Below are 17,475 nucleotides of genomic sequence, written 5' to 3' on the forward strand. Positions count from 1 at the left end.
TACTGAACGGTCAAGCCGCTCAGGCCAGCCGCACGACCGCCCGGGACATGCCGAGCACCTTCTGGTCGTCGCTCTTGGCAAGGAGGTCGACGCGGACCTGCTTGTCGTCGAGCTTCGCGGCGACCTTGGCGCTGACCTCGATCGTCGCGCCCTTGTCGTCGTTCGGGACGACGACGGGCTTGGTGAAGCGCACGCCGTACTCGACGACGGCGGCCGGGTCGACCGTCCAGTCCGTCACCACGCGGATCGCCTCGGCCATGGTGAACATGCCGTGCGCGATGACGTCCGGCAGCCCGACCTCGAGAGCGAACTTCTCGTTCCAGTGGATCGGGTTGAAGTCACCGGAGGCGCCCGCGTACTGCACGAGCGTGGCGCGCGTCACCGGGAAGGACTGGGCCGGCAGCTCGGTGCCGACCTCGACGTCGTCGTATGCGATCTTCGCCGTCATCGTCTCAGGCCCCTTCTGCGGCGGTGTCGGCCGCCCGCGCGACGAGCTTGGTCCAGGCGGTCACGACGTGCTCGCCCGCCGCGTCGTGGACCTCACCGCGGATGTCCAGGATGTCGTTGCCCGCCATGGACTTGATGTTCTCGATGGTCGACGTCACCGTGAGCCGGTCCCCCGCGTACACGGGACGCGTGTACGCGAACTTCTGGTCGCCGTGCACGACGCGGCTGTAGTCGAGGCCGAGCTGCGGGTCCTCGATGACCTGACCCGCGGCCTTGAACGTGATCGCGAACACGAAGGTCGGCGGGGCGAGCACGTCGGGGTGGCCGAGCGCCTTGGCGGCCTCCGGGTCGGCGTACGCGGGATTGGCGTCGCCCACCGCGACCGCGAATTCGCGGATCTTCTCGCGGCCGACCTCATAGGGGTCGGTGGGCGGGTAGGACCGCCCCACGAAGGACTGGTCGAGCGCCATGGCTCGGCACCTCCTGGCAGCTTGAGTTATCCGGTGACGCGGACGGGCCGCGTGCGCAAACGACGACGCGGACGAGACCGCGTACGCAAAAGACTCGAGGCCGCCCCCAATGAACTGGGGACGGCCTCGAGTACTAGCCTGTTTTATCGCGTTTCGCGGTGCGCGGTGTGCGAGTTGCAACGCGGGCAGTGCTTCTTCATCTCAAGACGGTCCGGGTTGTTACGCCGGTTCTTCTTGGTGATGTAGTTCCGCTCCTTGCACTCCACGCAGGCCAGCGTGATCTTCGGGCGGACGTCGGTGGCAGCCACGTGAGTGCTCCTTGACGGACGGATGGACGGATGAACGCATAAAAGAGTAGCCGATCGAAGGACCGACCCCACAATCGGCTACTGAGGGTAGCGGTGACCGGACTTGAACCGGTGACACAGCGATTATGAGCCGCTTGCTCTACCGACTGAGCTACACCGCTGCGATGCGCTGCAGCTCCTCGCCCGAGGGCGAGGAACCTCACACATCAGAGCCCCAATGCGGAATCGAACCGCAGACCTTCTCCTTACCATGGAGACGCTCTACCGACTGAGCTATTGGGGCGAGCGATGAAGACATTACACGCTCGGCCGCCGATCGCCCAAATCCGTTTCGCCAGGGCCGTCCGGGGGCATGGCATGCGCCCCGAACGGGTCGTCCCGCCCGTCTCATCACGTCTCACCAGGCCCTCGCACCACATCAGTACGACTATTGCGCTCCTCCGCGAAGCGGGCCCGCCGCCGCCCTAGGCTCGACTCACTCTGCGTGACCTCGCGCGCCTCGGCGCCGCGTCGTCGCGTGCCCCCGGGCCGCGTCCCCGCACGCGTCGAGCCGCCTGCAGCCGCCCCCGAACCCCAGGAGCGCGATGCCCGACAGCCAGCCGCAGCAGCCCTCTTCGCCCGATTCCCCGGACACACCGGCCATGCCGGACGCGCCGGACGCCACCGGAGCGCTGCTGCTCTGCGGGGCGCGCCTGACGGACGGCAGGACCGTGGACGTCCGGCTCGGGGACGGCCGCATCGAGGCCGTCGGCACGGTGGGCAGCCTGACCGCGCACGCCGCCCGCGTGGACCTCGGCGGCTATCTCCTGCTGCCCGCGCCCGCGGAACCGCACGGGCACGGCGACACGGCCCTGACCGCGCTCGCCCAGGGCCCGGTGTCGTACGACGTCCAGGACGTCCAGCGGCGCGCCACCGAGGCCGCCCTGCTGCAGCTCGGGCACGGCGCGACGGCACTGCGCTCGCACGTGCGGACCGGTGACGTGCAGGGCTTGGACTCGCTGCAGGCGGTGCTGCAGGCGCGGCGGTCGCTGCGCGGGCTCGTCGACCTGTCCGTGGTGGCGGTGCCGCGGCTGCTGACCGGCGTCGCGGGGGCCGACGGGATCGCGATGCTGCGGGACGCGGTGAAAATGGGCGCCTCCGTAGTGGGCGGTTGTCCGGACCTGGACCCCGATCCGACGGGGTACACGGAGGCGGTCCTCGACCTCGCGGCACAGCACGGCTGCGCGGTCGACCTGCATACGGACGGCGGGGATCCGGCGCGTCTGGCACGGCTCGCGGCGATGGCGGGCGGGCTGCGGCAGGGGGTGGCGATCGGCCCGTGCGGCGGGCTCGGGCGGCTGCCGGCCGACGTGGTGGCGCGGACCGCGGAGCGGCTCGCGGCGGCCGGTGTGACGGTGGTGTGCCTGCCGCAGGGCGGCTGTGGTGGCACGGAGCACCGGGGGACGGCTCCGGTGCGGCTGCTGCGGAGCGCCGGGGTGCGCGTCGCGGCGGGCAGCGGGGCGCTGCGGGACGTGGCGAATCCGGTGGGCCGCGGGGATCCGCTGGAGGCGGCGTACCTGCTGGCGTCCCGGCACGGGCTGTGTCCCGAGGAGGCCTACGGAACGGTGAGTTCGGCGGCGCGGGCGGCCCTGGGGCTGCCCGAGGTCAGGGTGGAGGCGGGCTTCCCTGCCGAGCTCTTCGCGGTGCGCGGCGACTCCCTCGCGGGCGTGCTGTCCCTGGCGTACAGCCGTGTCGTCGTCCACCGGGGGCGGGTGGTGGCGCGGACCAGCGCGGTGCGGGAGTACTGCGACTCGGCGGCCGCGGTGGCGCTCGATCTGCCTCGGCAGGGGCGGGGGGCGTGAGCTGTGGGCCACCCCCGTCCCAAGGCCGAGCAGCCGAATCTGCCGTACCGTCGGAGATATGCGCATTGTCATCGCTGGAGGTCATGGTCAGATCGCGCTGCGGCTGGAGCGACTGCTCGCCGCGCGTGGTGACGAAGTCGCCGGGATCATCCGCAACTCCGCGCACGAGGCCGATCTGCGCGACGCCGGTGCCGAACCGGTGCTGTGCGACCTCGAGTCGGCGTCCGTGGAGGAGGTCGCCCGGCACCTGGAGGGCGCGGACGCGGCGGTGTTCGCGGCCGGTGCGGGCCCGGGCAGCGGGGCCGAACGCAAGAACACCGTGGACCGGGGCGCCGCCGTGCTGTTCGCGGACGCGGCGGAGCGGGCCGGGGTCCGCCGGTACATCGTGGTGTCGTCGATGGGCGCGGACCCGCACCACCCCGGCGACGAGGTCTTCGACGCCTACCTGCGCGCCAAGGGCGAGGCCGACGCGTACGTACGCGGCCGGGCCGCGCTGGACTGGACGATCCTGCGCCCCGGCATGCTGACGGACGACGCGGGCACGGGCCTCGTACGCCTGGAGGCCTCGACGGGCCGCGGCCCGATCCCGCGCGACGACGTGGCCGCGGCGCTGGCCGAGCTCCTGGAGACCCCGGCGACGGCGGGGCTCACCCTGGAGCTGATCAGCGGGTCCACGCCGGTGTCGGTGGCGGTGAAGTCGGTCGCGGGGAACTGAGGCGTCCGCTGCCGCCGCCGGGGCGCTCAGAACAGCGGGAGCTGGCCGGGGAACTCCGGCACCACGTACCCGTCGAGCGCGGGCTGCGCGGCGCCGAGCTGGGCGTGCCGACGGGAGCCGGGGCAGGACACGAGGTCGCCGCCACCGCGCGGCCCCGGCGGATCATGGCGGGCGAACCGCCCGCCCACGACCGCGATTTCACGACGGCACACCGGGCAGTGTCTGCGACGGGACGAGCTGGACGACGACATGCGTCCCAGTGTGCCCACGCCTGCCTGCGGGGGCGAGGTCACGGGGCCGGGGGGGGCGCCGACGCCGGGGCCAGATCGGGGCCGGGGCGGCGAAAACGAAAAGACCCCCTCCACTTGCGTTTCCGCAAGACGGAGAGGGTCTTTCTCAGCGTGGCGGCGCCAGGATTCGAACCTGGGAAGGCTGAGCCGGCAGATTTACAGTCTGCTCCCTTTGGCCGCTCGGGCACACCGCCGGGGTCGCTGCCTGGAGCCGCTGTGCGCGGTGGTCCGTGGCAACGACGTAAACGATACCCGATGCTCGGGGGTGCTTCGCCACTCGATTGATCGGCACCCGGGGCCCGGGACCGGCGGGCGGGCAGTGGCTAGGCTTTGCGGATGCGGTCGGCGACGAAGGCCGTGTACCCGCTGAGTACGCAGACACCGATACAAGGAGCCACAGGACATGGCCGACTCCAGTTTCGACATCGTCTCGAAGGTCGAGCGGCAGGAGGTCGACAACGCCCTCAACCAGACCGCCAAGGAGATCGCGCAGCGCTACGACTTCAAGAACGTCGGTGCCTCGATCTCCTGGTCCGGCGAGAAGATCTTGATGGAGGCCAACTCGGAGGACCGGGTCAACGCGATCCTCGACGTCTTCCAGTCCAAGCTGATCAAGCGCGGCATCTCCCTGAAGGCGCTGGACGCCGGTGAGCCGCAGCTCTCCGGCAAGGAGTACAAGCTCTTCGCCTCGATCCAGGAGGGCATCTCCCAGGAGAACGCCAAGAAGGTGGCGAAGATCATCCGCGACGAGGGCCCGAAGGGCGTCAAGGCGCAGGTGCAGGGCGAGGAGCTCCGGGTCACCTCGAAGAGCCGCGACGACCTGCAGGCGGTCCAGGCACTGCTGAAGGGGCAGGACTTCGACTTCGCGCTGCAGTTCGTGAACTACCGGTAGGCAGCAGGCGTTGTCGGCAGGCAGGCAGCAGGCGTTGTCGGCAGGCAGGCAGCAGGCGCTGTCGGCGTGCGGCAGGCGCTGTTGGTGGTGGGGGCGGCGGGAGTTGCCGCCTCGCCTCGTACGACGTAGGGCGGGCACCCGGGCCGGGTGCCCGCCCTTGCTGCTGGCCGCAGTCTGTGTGGGCGCCGTCAGCCGTCAGCGGCGTGAGTGGCCGAAGAGGATGCGGTAGGCGATCAGGAGGACGAGGGAGCCGCCGATGGCCGCGGCCCAGGTCGCGCCGTCGTAGAAGTGGTCGGCTATCGGGCGGTCGAGGAAGCGCGCCGAGATCCAGCCGCCTACGAAGGCTCCGGCGATGCCGATCAGTGTCGTGCCGATGAAGCCGCCCGGGTCGCGGCCCGGGAGCAGCAGCTTGGCGGTGGCACCGGCGAGCAGCCCGAGAACGATCCAGCTGATGATGCCCATGGTGACCTGCCCTTTTCGTGCGTGTGTCTCTTCGTACCTTTTCGTGCGTTGTTGTCCTGGAGGACGTCGGGCGAGCGGCGCGCGGTTCCCGGGCGCCTGTGGGGTGCGGCGCATGACACAGCCGGTGGGGCAGGCAGCGGGGCACTCCGGGACGATGAGGCAGGCAGCGGGGTGCTTCCGGGACGGTGGGCGGCGGGGGTGAGCCGGCTCCTGAGGGCGGCTACCAGCCCCGTCCCTGGGACGGGGGCTGCCCGCCGGGCGCGGGGGCCTGGCCGCCGAACGGGCCTGCCGTGATGAACGGCTCGTCCGTGGGCACGATTTCGCGGCCCAGCGGCAGCAACGAGATGGGGATCATCTTGAAGTTGGCGAGGCCCAGCGGGATGCCGATGATCGTGAGGCACAGCAGCAGGCCGGTGAAGATGTGGCCGAGGGCGAGCCACCAGCCCGCGAGGATCACCCACAGGACGTTGCCGATCAGCGAGGGCGCGCCCGCGTCCCGGCGCTCGACCGCCTTGCGTCCGAAGGGCCACAGCGCGAACAGGCCGATGCGGAACGACGCGAGGCCGAACGGGATGCCGATGATCGTGATGCACAGCAGTACGCCCGCGAGCAGGTAGAACAGGCACATCCACAGGCCGCACAGGATGAGCCAGATGACGTTCAGAACTGTCTTCACTGCTGACGACCTGCCATCTGCTCGAGCCGGGCGATGCGCTCCGCCATCGGCGGGTGGGTGGAGAAGAGCTTCGACATACCCTGGCCCGGCCTGAAGGGATTCGCAATCATCATGTGGCTGGCCGTTTCCAGCCGTGGCTCGGGCGGCAGCGGCAACTGCTTCGTACCGGCGTCGAGTTTGCGCAGGGCGCTGGCGAGGGCCAGTGGGTCGCCGGTGAGCTGCGAGCCGGACGCGTCGGCCTCGTACTCCCTGGAGCGGCTGATGGCGAGCTGGATCACGGACGCGGCGAGCGGGCCGAGCAGCATGATCAGGAGCATGCCGAAGATGCCCGGTCCTTCGTTGTCGTTCGAGCGCCCGATCGGAATCAGCCAGGCGAAGTTGACCAGGAACATGATGACGGAGGCGAGGGCGCCGGCGACCGACGAGATCAGGATGTCGCGGTTGTAGACGTGGCTCAGCTCGTGGCCGATGACGCCGCGCAGCTCGCGCGGGGTGAGGATGCGCAGGATGCCTTCCGTGCAGCAGACGGCGGCGTTGCGCGGATTGCGGCCGGTCGCGAAGGCGTTCGGCGCCTCGGTCGGCGAGATGTAGAGGCGGGGCATGGGCTGGCGGGCCTGGGTGGAGAGCTCGCGCACCATGCGGTACAGCTCGGGGGCCTCGAACTCGCTCACCGGGCGGGCCCGCATCGCGCGCAGGGCTAGCTTGTCGCTGTTCCAGTAGGCGTACGCATTCGTGCCGAGCGCCACGAAGAGCGCGACGATCAGGCCCGTACGCCCGAAGAAGCTGCCGATGACGAGGATGAGTGCGGACAGTCCCCCGAGGAGTACGGCGGTCTTCAGCCCGTTGGTCCGGCGGTGCACGGTACGCCCTCCTGGTGGTGCGCGGGGGAACCCTCTGCTTGCTGGTCTTCCACTGTTCAGTGGACCCTCCCTTACTGGTCAACGCCAGGCGGAGGGTGCTAGTTCCCTTGTGCGCTCAGGAGCGGTGTGGGCCGCGTGGGTGACGGGCCCGGCCCACACCGGGGGCGCCCGGCTCACACCGGGGGCGGGCCCTGCGCGGCGCTCAGCGCACGCCCTGCTCCGCGAACTGCAGGACGAGCTGGGGCGCCCCGGAGAGGGCGACGCCGAGCACGGCCGTGACCGCGATGGCCACCGTGAGCGGTGCCGGGACGCGGTGCTCGACCGGCTCCCCCTGGGGTGCACGGAACAGCAGCGCCGTCCACTGGAGGTAGTAGTAGAGCGCGATCACCACGTTGGCCGCCATGACGACGGCGAGCCAGCCGAGGCCCGCGTCGACCGCCGCCGAGAAGACGGTGACCTTCGCGAAGAGGCCGATGATGCCCGGCGGCAGACCGGCCAGGCAGAGCAGGAAGAACGCGAGGACCAGGGCCGACAGGGGGCTCCTGGCGTACAGGCCGCGGTAGTCGCTGACGCGGTTCAGGGCCTGGGTGCGGCCGACGAGGGCGGCGACGGCGAACGCTCCGAGGTTCACGGCGGCGTACATCAGGGCGTACGCGACCGTGGCGCCGGTGGCCTCCAGGACGTCGGAGCGCTGGTCTGCGTATCCGGCCGCGGCGATCGGCACGAGGAGGTAGCCCGCCTGGCCGACCGAGGACCAGGCGAGCAGCCGGACCGCGCTGTACGCGCGCGTGGCCTGCTGGCGCAGGGCGGCGACGTTCCCGGCGGTCATGGTGAGGGCGGCGAGTGCGGCGAGCGCCGGGCCCCAGACGTCCGCGTACTCCGGGAAGGCGACGACCGTGACGAGGATCAGGCCGGTGAAACCGACGGCCTTGCCGACGACCGAGAGGTACGCGGCGACGGGCAAGGGCGCGCCTACGTAGGTGTCGGGTACCCAGAAGTGGAAGGGGACGGCCGCCACCTTGAAGGCGAAGCCGACGAGGGTGAGGACGACGCCGGTCTGCGCGAGGGTGTCCAGTTGCCCGTCGACGTTCCCGAGCTTCTCGCCGAGCTCGGTGAGGTGCATGGTGCCCGTCGCGGCGTACACGAAGCTGACGCCCAGGAGGGTCACGGCGGTCGCGGTCACCGAGGAGAGGAAGAACTTCAGGGCCGCTTCGGAGGAGCGCTTGTCGCCGCGCCGGAGGCCCACGAGCGCGAAGGCCGGCAGGGACGCGACCTCCAGGGCGACGACGAGCGTCGCCAGGTCGCGGGAGGCGGGCAGCAGGGCGGCGCCCGCGGCCGAGGAGAGCAGCAGGAACCAGAACTCCCCTTCGGGGAGTTCCTTGTCGGTGCTCCGCGCGTCCTTCAGGGAGGTCATCGAAAGGAGCGCGGTGAGCAGCGCGCCGCCGATGACCAGGAGCTGGATGACGAGCGTGAACTCGTCGACGGTGTAGCTGCAGGCGGTGGCGCGGGGGCCGCTGAGGCAGAACGTCGAGCGGTGCGAGTCGGTGAGGGGCAGCAGGAACAGGCCCGCTGCGGTGAGGCCCGCGAGGGAGATCCAGCCGAGCAGGTGCTTGTTGCGCTCGCTCAGGAAGAGGTCGGTGACGAGGACGGCGAGGCCGACGACCGCCACGATGGTGGGCGGCGCGACCGCGACCCAGTCGACGGACTGGATGACGCTCGCGGAGCTCTCGACGACTCCGGAGACGCTCGCCGAGCTTTCGACGGCTCCGGAGTGGGCGGCATTCGCCGCGGCGGTGCTCGCGGTGCTTGCGGCGGCGGTCACGACTTGCCTCCTGCGAGGAGCTGCTGGACGGCCGGGTCGGTCAGGCCGAGGAGGGCCGCGGGCCAGAGGCCGGCGAGGACGGTGAGGGCGACGAGGGGCGTCCAGGCGGCGAACTCGTAGCCGTGGACGTCGGCGAGCTTCGGCGTGCCCGGGGGCTCGGCCGTCGGGCCCATGCAGACGCGGCGTACGACGATGAGCATGTACGCGGCCGTGAGCAGGGTGCCGATCGCGGCGATGGCCATGAACGTGAGGAACGCCGGGCGGCTGAGGTCGTCGGCGGGCTTGAACGCCCCGAACAGGGCGAGCATCTCGCCCCAGAATCCGGCGAGTCCGGGCAGGCCGAGCGAGGCGACGGCGCCGAAGGCGAGCAGGCCGCCGAGGCGCGGGGCCTTGCCGTAGAGGGCGGCGCCGGACTCCTTGGCGAGAGTGTCGAGGTCGCTGCTGCCGGTGCGGTCCTTGAGCGCTCCGACCAGGAAGAACAGCAGGCCGGTGATGAGGCCGTGGGCGATGTTGGCGAACAGCGCGCCGTTCACGCCGGTGGGCGTCATGGTCGAGATGCCGAGGAGCACGAAGCCCATGTGGCCGACGGAGGAGTACGCGATGAGGCGCTTGAGGTCGCCCTTCGCGCCGGGCCTCGCGAGGGCGAGGCAGGCGAGCGATCCGTAGATGATCCCGACGACGGCGAACGCGGCGAGATAGGGCGCGAACGTCTCCATCCCGTCGGGCGCGATCGGGAGCAGGATCCGGACGAACCCGTACGTTCCCATCTTCAGCAGGACACCGGCCAGCAGGACCGAGCCGACGGTGGGCGCGGCGGTGTGGGCGTCCGGCAGCCAGCTGTGCAGCGGCCACATCGGCGTCTTGACCGCGAGCCCGATCCCGATCGCCAGAACGGCGATGACCTGCACGGATGTGCTCAGCTCACGGTCGTTGTCAGTGGCGAGTGCCACCATGTCGAATGTGCCCGCCCTCAGCCCGATGAGGAGCAGGCCGAGCAGCATGACGACGGAGCCGAGCAGCGTGAAAAGGATGAACTTCCAGGCGGCTTGGGTCCGTTGCTCACCGCCCCAGCGGGCGATGAGGAAGTACATCGGGATGAGGACCATCTCGAAGGCCAGGAAGAACAGCAGCAGATCGAGGACGGCGAAGGTGGCGAGGGTGCCGGACTCGAGCACGAGCAGCAGGGCGACAAATGCCTTGGGGGACGGGCCCGACGGCATTTTGAAGTAGCTGTACAGCGCGCAGAGGAAGGTCAGCAGCGCGGTCAGGACCAGGAGGGGGAGCGAGATGCCGTCGATGCCGAGATGGATGCGCACGTCGAGTGCGGGGATCCAGCTGATGTCGGTCGTGGCCTGCATCTTCGACGGATGGTCGTGGTCGAAGCCGAGCGCGAGGACGACCGCGGCGAGCAGGATCACGCCGGTCACGGTCACGCCGTGGCGCAGCACGGCCTGGTCCGGGGACTTCCCCTTCAGCCCGGGCGGGGCCGGGAGAAGAGCGGCGACGGCGCCGATGAGCGGGCCGACGACGATCAACGCGAGAAGGAACTGCATCACTGACTCACTGATACCGATCACGGCTGCTCACGCTCCGGCGGTGGCGACGAGGACGGCGGCGACCGCCAGGACGACGGTGCCCGCGAGCAGCGCGCTCAGATAGGTCTGCACATTGCCGGTCTGCGCGCGGCGGACGGCCACGCCGAGCCAGCGGGGTGCGGTGCCCGCGCCGCGTACGTACGTGTCGACGACCTCGCGGTCGAGGAAGCGGACGAGGCGGGCGCCGGCCTGGACGGGGCGGACGAACAGGGCCGCGTAGACGGCGTCGAGGTGGAAGCCGGCGGCGGCGTGGCGGTGCAGCGGGCCGAGCAGGAGGCGGCCCGGGTCCGCCGGGTCGGGGGCGGAGGCCACGTCTCCGTACGCGGGCGCGTGCGTGGCGATGGCCTCGGCCTCGACCTGGCCCGCGTCGCCCTCGGGGTGGGCGGCGACGGCGCCGATGGGGACACGGGCGGCGAGGGCGGTCGTGTGCCGCCACGCGCCGTACGTGACCAGGGCGCCGACGAGGGCGAAGCCCGTGCCGAGGACGGAGGTGGTGAGCGTCGGGGCGAGTTTGTGGCCGTCGAACCAGTCCGGGAGGACGCCGACGGTCACGCCGAAGGCCAGCGACGGGACGGCGAGCACCCAGAGCACGGCGGTCATGGCGACCGGCTGCCTTCCGTGGTCGGGGGCCTCCGCTCCCCTGCCGTGGAAGGCGAGGAGCCACAAGCGGGCCGCGTAGGCGGCGGTCAGCAGGGCCGTGACCAGGCCGGCGACGAGGACGATCCAGCCCGCCGACTCCGGGGCGGACTCGGCGTGGCCGGTGGCGGTGTGCTCGGCGGCGCCGAGGACGGCCTCCTTGGAGAAGAAGCCGCTGAACGGCGGGATCGCGGCGAGCGCGAGAAGCGCCACGGTCATCGTCCAGTAGGCGTCGGGGACGCGGGCGCGCAGATCCTTCATGCGGGACATCGCGGCCAGCGAGTTGGTACCGGCGGCATGGATGATCACGCCGGCGGCGAGGAACAGCAGCGCCTTGAAGGCGCCGTGCGACAGGAGGTGGAAGACGGCCGCACCGCGGTCGCCGACGGCGAGGGCGCCGGTCATGTAGCCGAGCTGTCCGATCGTCGAGTACGCGAGGACGCGCTTGATGTCGTCCTGCGCGAGCGCGGTGAGCGCCGAACCGGCCATGGTGACGGCGGCCATGACGGCGAGGACGACCAGGGCCGCCGCCGAGGCGGCGAACACCGGGAGGAGCCGGGCGACGAAGTAGACACCGGCGGCGACCATCGTCGCGGCGTGGATGAGCGCGGAGACGGGCGTCGGGCCCGCCATCGCGTCGGGCAGCCAGGTGTGCAGCGGGAACTGCGCGGACTTGCCCGCCACGCCCGCGAGGAGCAGCAGCGCGACGAGGGTCGGGTGGTCGAGGCCGCCGTCCGCGACGGTGGCCAGGATCTCCGTGATCCGGAACGAGTCGGCGTCCACGGCGAGGGCGAACAGGCCGATCAGGAAGGGGACATCGCCGAGCTTGGTGACCAGGAAGGCCTTCAGGGAGGCGGCGCGCGCCTCGGGCGTCTCCCAGTAGTGGCCGACGAGGAAGTACGAGCAGATGCCCATGATCTCCCAGCCGACCAGGAGCACCATCAGGTCGCCGGAGTAGACGACGAGCAGCATCGCGGAGGTGAAGAGCGAGACCAGGGCGGCGTACGAGGGGTAGCGCGGGTCGTCGTGCAGGTAGGCCGTCGAGTAGATCTGCACGCAGGAGGCGACGACGCCGACGAGGACGGCGACGAGGGCGGCGAAGCCGTCGATGTGCAGGGCGAGTTCGACGGGCACCGAGCCCGTGGGGGTGAGCTGGGTGGCCGCGTCCACGGCCTGGTCGCCGCCCTGGCGGACGGCCACGACGGCGGCGAGCACGAGGGAGGTGAGCGCGGGCAGCACCGCGAGCGGGCGGGCGAGGCCGGGAACCGTACGGCCGAGCAGCAGACCGGCGACGGCGCCGAGGAACGGCAGCAGAGGGACGAGGACGGCGAGGGTGGTCGTGGTCACGCGGTGGCCTCAGCCTTCTGCGACGCCTTGGCCGCGGCGGGCCGGTCGGACTCGTCGGGCTCGGCGGCGGCGCCTTCGGAGTCGCCACCGCCGCCCCCGTCACCGCCGTCGTCGGGCAGTTCGGCGGTGTCGCGGAGGTCGTCGACGGCGGAGGTGCCGCGGTTGCGGTAGACCGCAAGGACGATGGCGAGGCCGATGCCGATCTCCGCGGCGGCGATGGCGATGGTGAACAGGGTCAGGGCCTGGCCCGAGTGCAGGGCGTCGCGCAGCCAGACGTCGAAGGCGACGAGGTTGAGGTTGACGGCGTTGAGCATGAGCTCGACGGACATCAGGACCAGGATCGCGTTGCGGCGGGCCAGCACTCCGTACAGGCCGACGCAGAAGAGGAGGACGGCGAGGACCGCGGGATAGGCGAGGTGCATCAGCGCTGCTCCTTGTCGCTGGCTCTGTCGCTGAGGGCACCGTCCGGGCCGGAGCGGGGGGCAGGGGTGCGGTCGGGGCGCGGGGGTCCGTTGCCGTCGGACCCGGCGGCGTGCCTGCGGGACAGCACGATCGCGCCGACGAGCGCGGCGAGCAGCAGGACCGAGAGCGCCTCGAAGGGCAGGACCCAGTGCCGGAAGAGGATCGAGCCGGTGACGTCGGTGGTGCCCTGCGGCTTGTCGAGGTCGATCCACTGGGTGCGGAACGCGTCGACGACGACCCAGACGAGGGCGGCGGCAGCGGCGAGCGCAACGGCGAGGGCGGCCGGCCAATTGCCCGAGTCGGCGTCCGGGGAGCGGCCGATGGGGGCCCTGGTGAGCATCAGACCGAAGAGGAGGAGGACGACGACGGAACCCACGTAGATGAGGACCTGGACCCAGGCGATGAACTCGGCGGTCAGGAGCAGGTACTCGACGGCGAGTCCGCCGAGCGCCACCACCAGCCACAGCGCGGCGTGCACGAGCTGCCGGGTGGTGACGGTGACGACGGCCGCGCCGAGGGTGACGAGGCCGACGAGGACGAAGGCGACCTCGACGCCGGTCGGGGAGAGGAAGCCCTGCGGGGCGGCGGCTGCGAGGGTGCCTTGGCCGGCTGCGGTGAGGGTCACGCCTGGCCCTCCCCCGGCTCGGGCTGCCCGGAATCCTGCGCCGGCCCGGCCTGCCCGGCCTGCCCGGCCTGCCCGGACGCGCCGGCCTGGCCGGACGCTTCGGCCTGCTCCGACGCTTCGGCCTGCCCGGACGCGCCGGCCTGGCCGGACGCTTCGGCCTGTTCGGCCTGCTGCTGTGCGGCGAGCTTCTCGGCGGTCTTGCGGGCCGCGGCGAGTTCCTTGGGCTCCTCGGCGGCGGGGTCCAGGGCGGGTGGGGCGGGGACGGTCCACATCCACTCGCGGAGCTTGTCGCGTTCGTGGGTGAGTTCGCGGATGTCGGTCTCGGCGTACTCGAACTCCGGGGACCAGAACAGCGCGTCGAAGGGACAGACCTCGATGCAGATGCCGCAGTACATGCACAGGGAGAAGTCGATGGCGAAGCGGTCGAGGACGTTGCGGCTGCGCTCGCGGCCGCCGGGGGCGGCGGGCGGGACCGTCTCCTTGTGGGAGTCGATGTAGATGCACCAGTCGGGGCACTCGCGGGCGCACAGCATGCAGACCGTGCAGTTCTCCTCGAACAGGCCGATGACGCCGCGGGTACGGGGCGGCAGATCGGGCTGGACGTCGGGGTACTGCTCGGTGACGGTCTTCCTCGTCAGCGTGCGGAGGGTGACGGCCAGGCCCTTGGCGAGGCCGCTGCCAGGGATACGGGGCCGGGTGGGCGGGAGCGACTCGGCCATCAGTTGATCGCCACCTTCACGATTCCGGTGAGCGCGATCTGCGCCAGGGCGAGCGGGACGAGCAGGGTCCAGGAGAGCTTCTGGAGCTGGTCCTCGCGGAGACGGGGGTAACTGACACGCAGCCAGATGACGACGAAGGCGAGGACGGCGGTCTTCAGCAGGGTCCACACCCAGCCGAGCCCGTCGGCGCCCCACGGGCCGTGCCAGCCGCCCAGGAACAGGACGGTGGTCAGGCCGCACAGGACGACGATCCCGGCGTACTCGGCGAGCAGGAAGAGGGCGAAGCGCAGGCCCGTGTACTCGGTGTACGCGCCGAAGATGATCTCGGAGTCGGCGACGGGCATGTCGAAGGGCGGGCGCTGGAGTTCGGCGAGGCCCGCGACGAAGAAGACGAGCGCGCCGACGATCTGCCAGGGCAGCCACCACCACTCGAAGGCGTGCACGATGCCGGGCAGCGAGACGGTGCCCGCGGCCATCGCCACGGAGGCGGCGGCGAGCAGCATCGGCAGCTCGTACGCGAGGAGTTGGGCCGCGGTGCGCAGGCCGCCGAGAAGGGAGAACTTGTTGGCCGACGCCCAGCCCGCCATCAGCGAGCCGAGGACGCCGACGCCCATGACGGCGAGGACGAAGAAGACGCCCGCGTCGATGACCTCGCCGACCGCGCCCTCGCCGGGGCCGAGCGGGATGGCGAGGAGGACGAGCAGGTAGGGAAGCAGGGCGACGGCCGGCGCGAGCTGGAACACGCGGCGGTCGGCCTCGGCCGGGACGATGTCTTCCTTCTGGGCGAACTTGACGCCGTCCGCGACGAGTTGGGCCCAGCCGTGGAAGCCGCCCGCGTACATGGGGCCGAGGCGGCCCTGCATGTGGGCCATGACCTTGTGCTCGGTCTGGCCGATGACCAGGGGCAGCGCGAGGAAGACGACGAAGACGACGAGGAGTCGCAGGGCGACGTCGAGGGCGTCGTTCACTGCGGGCCTCCTGGGCGGTCTTCGGCGTCTTCGGGGGCTTCGGGGGCTTCTGGGGCTTCTGGGGCTTCTGGTGCAGGGGTTTCCGGTTCAGAGGCTTCCGGAGTTTCCGGTTTCGGGGTTTCCGGTTGGGGGGCTTCCGGTTCCGGGACCTCCGGTGTGGCCTCGGTGGCGTCGAACGCCGGGCGGGCGTGGTGCCAGGGGGCGTCGGCGCTGCGGGGGCCGGTCTGGGCAGTCGCCGGGCCGGTCGGGGCCGAGGACTCCTCGCCGGCGCCCGCACCCTCCGTGCGCTGAGACGCCGACCCCTGGCTGGCGCTGCGCGCGCGACGCGGCGGCCGGGGCGCGGCCTCCGGCTGACCCGAGACCTGGTCGGCGGCTTGACCAGCGGTTGAGACAGCCGCCTGGCTGGCCGACCCTTCGCCCGCCGTACGCGTCCGCCGAGCGGGCCGCTCCCCCGCGCCCGCGGCACCCGCAGCGCCCGCCTCGCGCGCCGCGCGCCCCGCACCCGCCGCGCGCCCCGCGCCCCGGGCAGGCCGCGCCGGAGCGGCCGGAAGCTGGCCCTTCAGGGGGCCCCACTCGTTGGGGTCGGGCACACCCGGTGGCAGCATCTGGCGGCGCTTCGGGCCGCCGTGTTCGGACTCGCCCGGCTCCTTCGCCCCCGGCCACGCCTTGGCGACGCGCGCCGCGAGGACGAAGTCCTTGCGCAGGGGGTGGCCTTCGAAGCCCTCGGGCAGCAGCAGCGGTACGAGGTGGGGGTGGCCGTCGAAGCGGACGCCGAACATCTCGTGGGTCTCGCGCTCGTGCCAGGCGGCGCCCGCGTAGACGTCGACGGCGGTCGGCAGCACCGGGGCCTCGTGCGGCACGGTCGTGCGGACGAGCAGGCGCCGCACCGGGGCGAGGGCCACGACGTGTGCGCACACGCGGAAGCCGGTGCCGGGCTCGTCGACGGCGCTGAGCCAGTCGAAGTAGGTGCAGCCGAGTTCGTCGCGGGCTGTGCGCAGGGCGTCGGTCCAGGAGGCGGCGGGGACGTCCACCGTCAGGACCTCGTACGACTCCTCGGCCGTCGCGTCTGTACCGAAGAGCTCCTCGACGGGAGACGGCAGCCAGCCGGTCATCCGGCATCCACCCCCGAGGCGCCCGGCGCGCCCGGCGCGGGCGGCGCGGGCGGCGCGACGAGCCCGCTCCGCAGCGCCGCCGTGGACGGCCGGGGACCGTTCGCTCCGTAGCGCTCGCCGAGCGACTCGCGAGCGATCTTCTCCTGGAGCTTGAGGATGCCCTGGAGCAGCGCCTCGGGGCGCGGCGGGCAGCCGGGGACGTACACGTCGACGGGGATGATCTGGTCGACGCCCTTGGTGACGGAGTACGAGTCCCAGTACGGGCCGCCGCAGTTGGAGCAGGCGCCGAACGAGATGACGTACTTGGGCTCGGGCATCTGCTCGTACAGCCGCTTCACGGCGGGCGCCATCTTGTCGGTGACCGTGCCGGACACGACCATCAGGTCGGCCTGGCGCGGGCCCGGCGCGAACGGGATCACGCCGAGGCGGATGAAGTCGTGCCGGGCCATGGAGGCCGCGATGAACTCGATGGCGCAGCAGGCGAGCCCGAAGTTGAAGACCCACAGGCTGTAGCGGCGGCCCCAGTTGAGGACGACCTTCATCGGCTCGGGGGCGAGGCGGGAGAGGATGCCGAGCCGCTTCGGCTCGGGGAGGAGCACGGGCTCCGCCGGCGCCGATGCCGCAGCGGGCTCCGTCGGCCCCGTGGGCTCCTGGTTCACGTCCATGTGAGGACGCCCTTCTTGTATGCGTACAGCAGACCCACGGCCAGGAAGCCGAGGAAGATGAACATCTCGACGAGGGTCGCGGCGCCGTAGCCGGGCGCGGCGAAGACCGTCGCCCACGGGAAGAGGAAGATCGAGTCGACGGCGAAGATGACGTAGAGGAACGCGTAGACGTAGTAGCGGACCTGAGTGTGCGCCCAGCCCTCGCCGACCGGGTCGACGCCGCACTCGTACGTGAGCAGCTTCTCCGGCGTCGGTACGACAGGGCGAAGGAGCCGGCTCGCGCCGAAGGCCACAGCGACGAACAGCACGCCCATGACGGCGAGCAGCCCGACGACGGAGTACGACTCGAAGTAGCTCGCCGCGACGTCCGTGTGGTGCCTCGCCGCGACGTCCGTGTGGTGCGTCGTCACTGGCACGTCAGCCCCTCACTCCCGAAACACCCCTGAACACTCCCGAAACACTCCCGGGCTCCGGCACTCACCGTCTCGCCTGTTCGACGATCTGTACGCACGGGAGTCTAGGGCCTGCTAAAGGCGAGGTAAGCAGACCGTCATGGACAAGCA

The 17,475-nt window shown here is 71.5% G+C and carries 20 protein-coding genes and 3 tRNA genes; 3 read left to right on the plus strand and 20 right to left on the minus strand.

Features of this window, described 5'->3' with window-relative positions; genetic code table 11:
- Positions 1–19 precede the first annotated feature (19 nt).
- The 5 genes from AC0KTA_RS15355 to AC0KTA_RS15375 all read right to left on the minus strand — a co-directional run bounded on the left by AC0KTA_RS15355 (position 20) and on the right by AC0KTA_RS15375 (position 1,508).
- A complete protein-coding gene (locus AC0KTA_RS15355) occupies positions 20–448 on the minus strand; it encodes a MaoC family dehydratase (RefSeq protein WP_016645202.1) in 429 nt (142 codons plus the stop codon).
- Positions 449–452: 4 nt separating this feature from the next.
- The gene (locus AC0KTA_RS15360; protein ID WP_481055682.1) at positions 453–917 is read right to left on the minus strand and encodes an FAS1-like dehydratase domain-containing protein; all 465 of its coding nucleotides are present in this window, start codon (positions 915–917) and stop codon (positions 453–455) included.
- 143 nt (positions 918–1,060) lie between these two features.
- Positions 1,061–1,225 carry a 50S ribosomal protein L33 gene (rpmG, locus tag AC0KTA_RS15365; protein ID WP_003956487.1) on the minus strand — a complete coding sequence of 55 codons (165 nt, stop codon included), beginning with the start codon at positions 1,223–1,225 and terminating at the stop codon, positions 1,061–1,063.
- 88 nt (positions 1,226–1,313) lie between these two features.
- Positions 1,314–1,386 (minus strand) — tRNA-Met (locus AC0KTA_RS15370).
- A gap of 49 nt (positions 1,387–1,435) precedes the next feature.
- A tRNA-Thr gene (locus tag AC0KTA_RS15375) sits at positions 1,436–1,508 on the minus strand.
- 301 nt (positions 1,509–1,809) lie between these two features.
- Between AC0KTA_RS15375 and AC0KTA_RS15380 the strand changes: the two genes are divergently transcribed.
- A complete protein-coding gene (locus AC0KTA_RS15380) occupies positions 1,810–3,066 on the plus strand; it encodes an amidohydrolase family protein (RefSeq protein WP_481055683.1) in 1,257 nt (418 codons plus the stop codon).
- Between the two features lie 58 nt (positions 3,067–3,124).
- Positions 3,125–3,781, plus strand: a complete 657-nt coding sequence (locus tag AC0KTA_RS15385) for an SDR family oxidoreductase (protein WP_481055684.1) — start codon at positions 3,125–3,127, stop codon at positions 3,779–3,781.
- Between the two features lie 26 nt (positions 3,782–3,807).
- On the opposite strand, the gene AC0KTA_RS15390 is transcribed toward AC0KTA_RS15385, so the two are convergent.
- A complete protein-coding gene (locus tag AC0KTA_RS15390; RefSeq protein WP_189728891.1) occupies positions 3,808–4,032 on the minus strand; it encodes a hypothetical protein in 225 nt (74 codons plus the stop codon).
- 151 nt (positions 4,033–4,183) lie between these two features.
- Positions 4,184–4,265, minus strand: a tRNA-Tyr gene (locus AC0KTA_RS15395).
- A 209-nt stretch (positions 4,266–4,474) separates the two neighbouring features.
- On the opposite strand from AC0KTA_RS15395, the gene AC0KTA_RS15400 reads away from it, so the two are divergent.
- The gene (locus AC0KTA_RS15400) at positions 4,475–4,963 is read left to right on the plus strand and encodes a YajQ family cyclic di-GMP-binding protein (protein ID WP_481055685.1); all 489 of its coding nucleotides are present in this window, start codon (positions 4,475–4,477) and stop codon (positions 4,961–4,963) included.
- Between the two features lie 195 nt (positions 4,964–5,158).
- Here the strand turns inward: AC0KTA_RS15400 and AC0KTA_RS15405 are convergent, their stop codons facing one another.
- From AC0KTA_RS15405 to AC0KTA_RS15465, 13 genes are all read right to left on the minus strand, one after another.
- The gene (locus AC0KTA_RS15405; protein ID WP_016640223.1) at positions 5,159–5,425 is read right to left on the minus strand and encodes a GlsB/YeaQ/YmgE family stress response membrane protein; all 267 of its coding nucleotides are present in this window, start codon (positions 5,423–5,425) and stop codon (positions 5,159–5,161) included.
- 220 nt (positions 5,426–5,645) lie between these two features.
- Positions 5,646–6,101: a YccF domain-containing protein gene (locus AC0KTA_RS15410; protein WP_481055686.1), complete on the minus strand. Its 456-nt coding sequence runs from the start codon at positions 6,099–6,101 to the stop codon at positions 5,646–5,648.
- On the minus strand, positions 6,098–6,961 hold the full coding sequence (gene htpX / locus AC0KTA_RS15415; RefSeq protein WP_481055687.1) for a zinc metalloprotease HtpX: 864 nt from the start codon (positions 6,959–6,961) through the stop codon (positions 6,098–6,100). Before htpX ends, AC0KTA_RS15410 begins: the two co-directional genes overlap by 4 nt.
- A 202-nt stretch (positions 6,962–7,163) precedes the next feature.
- The gene (locus AC0KTA_RS15420; RefSeq protein WP_481055688.1) at positions 7,164–8,783 is read right to left on the minus strand and encodes an NADH-quinone oxidoreductase subunit N; all 1,620 of its coding nucleotides are present in this window, start codon (positions 8,781–8,783) and stop codon (positions 7,164–7,166) included.
- On the minus strand, positions 8,780–10,360 hold the full coding sequence (locus AC0KTA_RS15425) for an NADH-quinone oxidoreductase subunit M (RefSeq protein ID WP_481055689.1): 1,581 nt from the start codon (positions 10,358–10,360) through the stop codon (positions 8,780–8,782). Before AC0KTA_RS15425 ends, AC0KTA_RS15420 begins: the two co-directional genes overlap by 4 nt.
- Positions 10,361–10,366: 6 nt before the next feature.
- Entirely contained in the window at positions 10,367–12,361 is a 1,995-nt protein-coding gene (locus AC0KTA_RS15430) for an NADH-quinone oxidoreductase subunit 5 family protein (RefSeq protein ID WP_481055690.1), read from the minus strand.
- Entirely contained in the window at positions 12,358–12,783 is a 426-nt protein-coding gene (gene nuoK / locus AC0KTA_RS15435) for an NADH-quinone oxidoreductase subunit NuoK (RefSeq protein WP_481055691.1), read from the minus strand. The genes AC0KTA_RS15430 and nuoK overlap by 4 nt, the downstream gene beginning before the upstream one ends.
- Positions 12,783–13,448, minus strand: coding sequence for an NADH-quinone oxidoreductase subunit J family protein (locus AC0KTA_RS15440; RefSeq protein ID WP_481055692.1), 666 nt, complete (start codon positions 13,446–13,448; stop codon positions 12,783–12,785). Before AC0KTA_RS15440 ends, nuoK begins: the two co-directional genes overlap by 1 nt.
- Positions 13,445–14,167 (minus strand): NuoI/complex I 23 kDa subunit family protein, encoded by a 723-nt coding sequence (locus tag AC0KTA_RS15445; protein WP_481055693.1) that lies wholly within the window; start codon positions 14,165–14,167, stop codon positions 13,445–13,447. The genes AC0KTA_RS15440 and AC0KTA_RS15445 overlap by 4 nt, the downstream gene beginning before the upstream one ends.
- A complete protein-coding gene (locus tag AC0KTA_RS15450) occupies positions 14,167–15,135 on the minus strand; it encodes a complex I subunit 1/NuoH family protein (RefSeq protein ID WP_481055694.1) in 969 nt (322 codons plus the stop codon). Before AC0KTA_RS15450 ends, AC0KTA_RS15445 begins: the two co-directional genes overlap by 1 nt.
- Positions 15,132–16,247 carry an NADH-quinone oxidoreductase subunit C gene (locus tag AC0KTA_RS15455; protein WP_481055695.1) on the minus strand — a complete coding sequence of 372 codons (1,116 nt, stop codon included), beginning with the start codon at positions 16,245–16,247 and terminating at the stop codon, positions 15,132–15,134. Before AC0KTA_RS15455 ends, AC0KTA_RS15450 begins: the two co-directional genes overlap by 4 nt.
- Positions 16,244–16,912 carry an NADH-quinone oxidoreductase subunit B gene (locus tag AC0KTA_RS15460; protein ID WP_481055696.1) on the minus strand — a complete coding sequence of 223 codons (669 nt, stop codon included), beginning with the start codon at positions 16,910–16,912 and terminating at the stop codon, positions 16,244–16,246. Before AC0KTA_RS15460 ends, AC0KTA_RS15455 begins: the two co-directional genes overlap by 4 nt.
- Entirely contained in the window at positions 16,903–17,322 is a 420-nt protein-coding gene (locus AC0KTA_RS15465) for an NADH-quinone oxidoreductase subunit A (RefSeq protein WP_481056431.1), read from the minus strand. The genes AC0KTA_RS15460 and AC0KTA_RS15465 overlap by 10 nt, the downstream gene beginning before the upstream one ends.
- Between the last annotated feature and the right edge of the window lie 153 nt (positions 17,323–17,475).

This window comes from Streptomyces sp. Y309, from assembly GCF_056712025.1.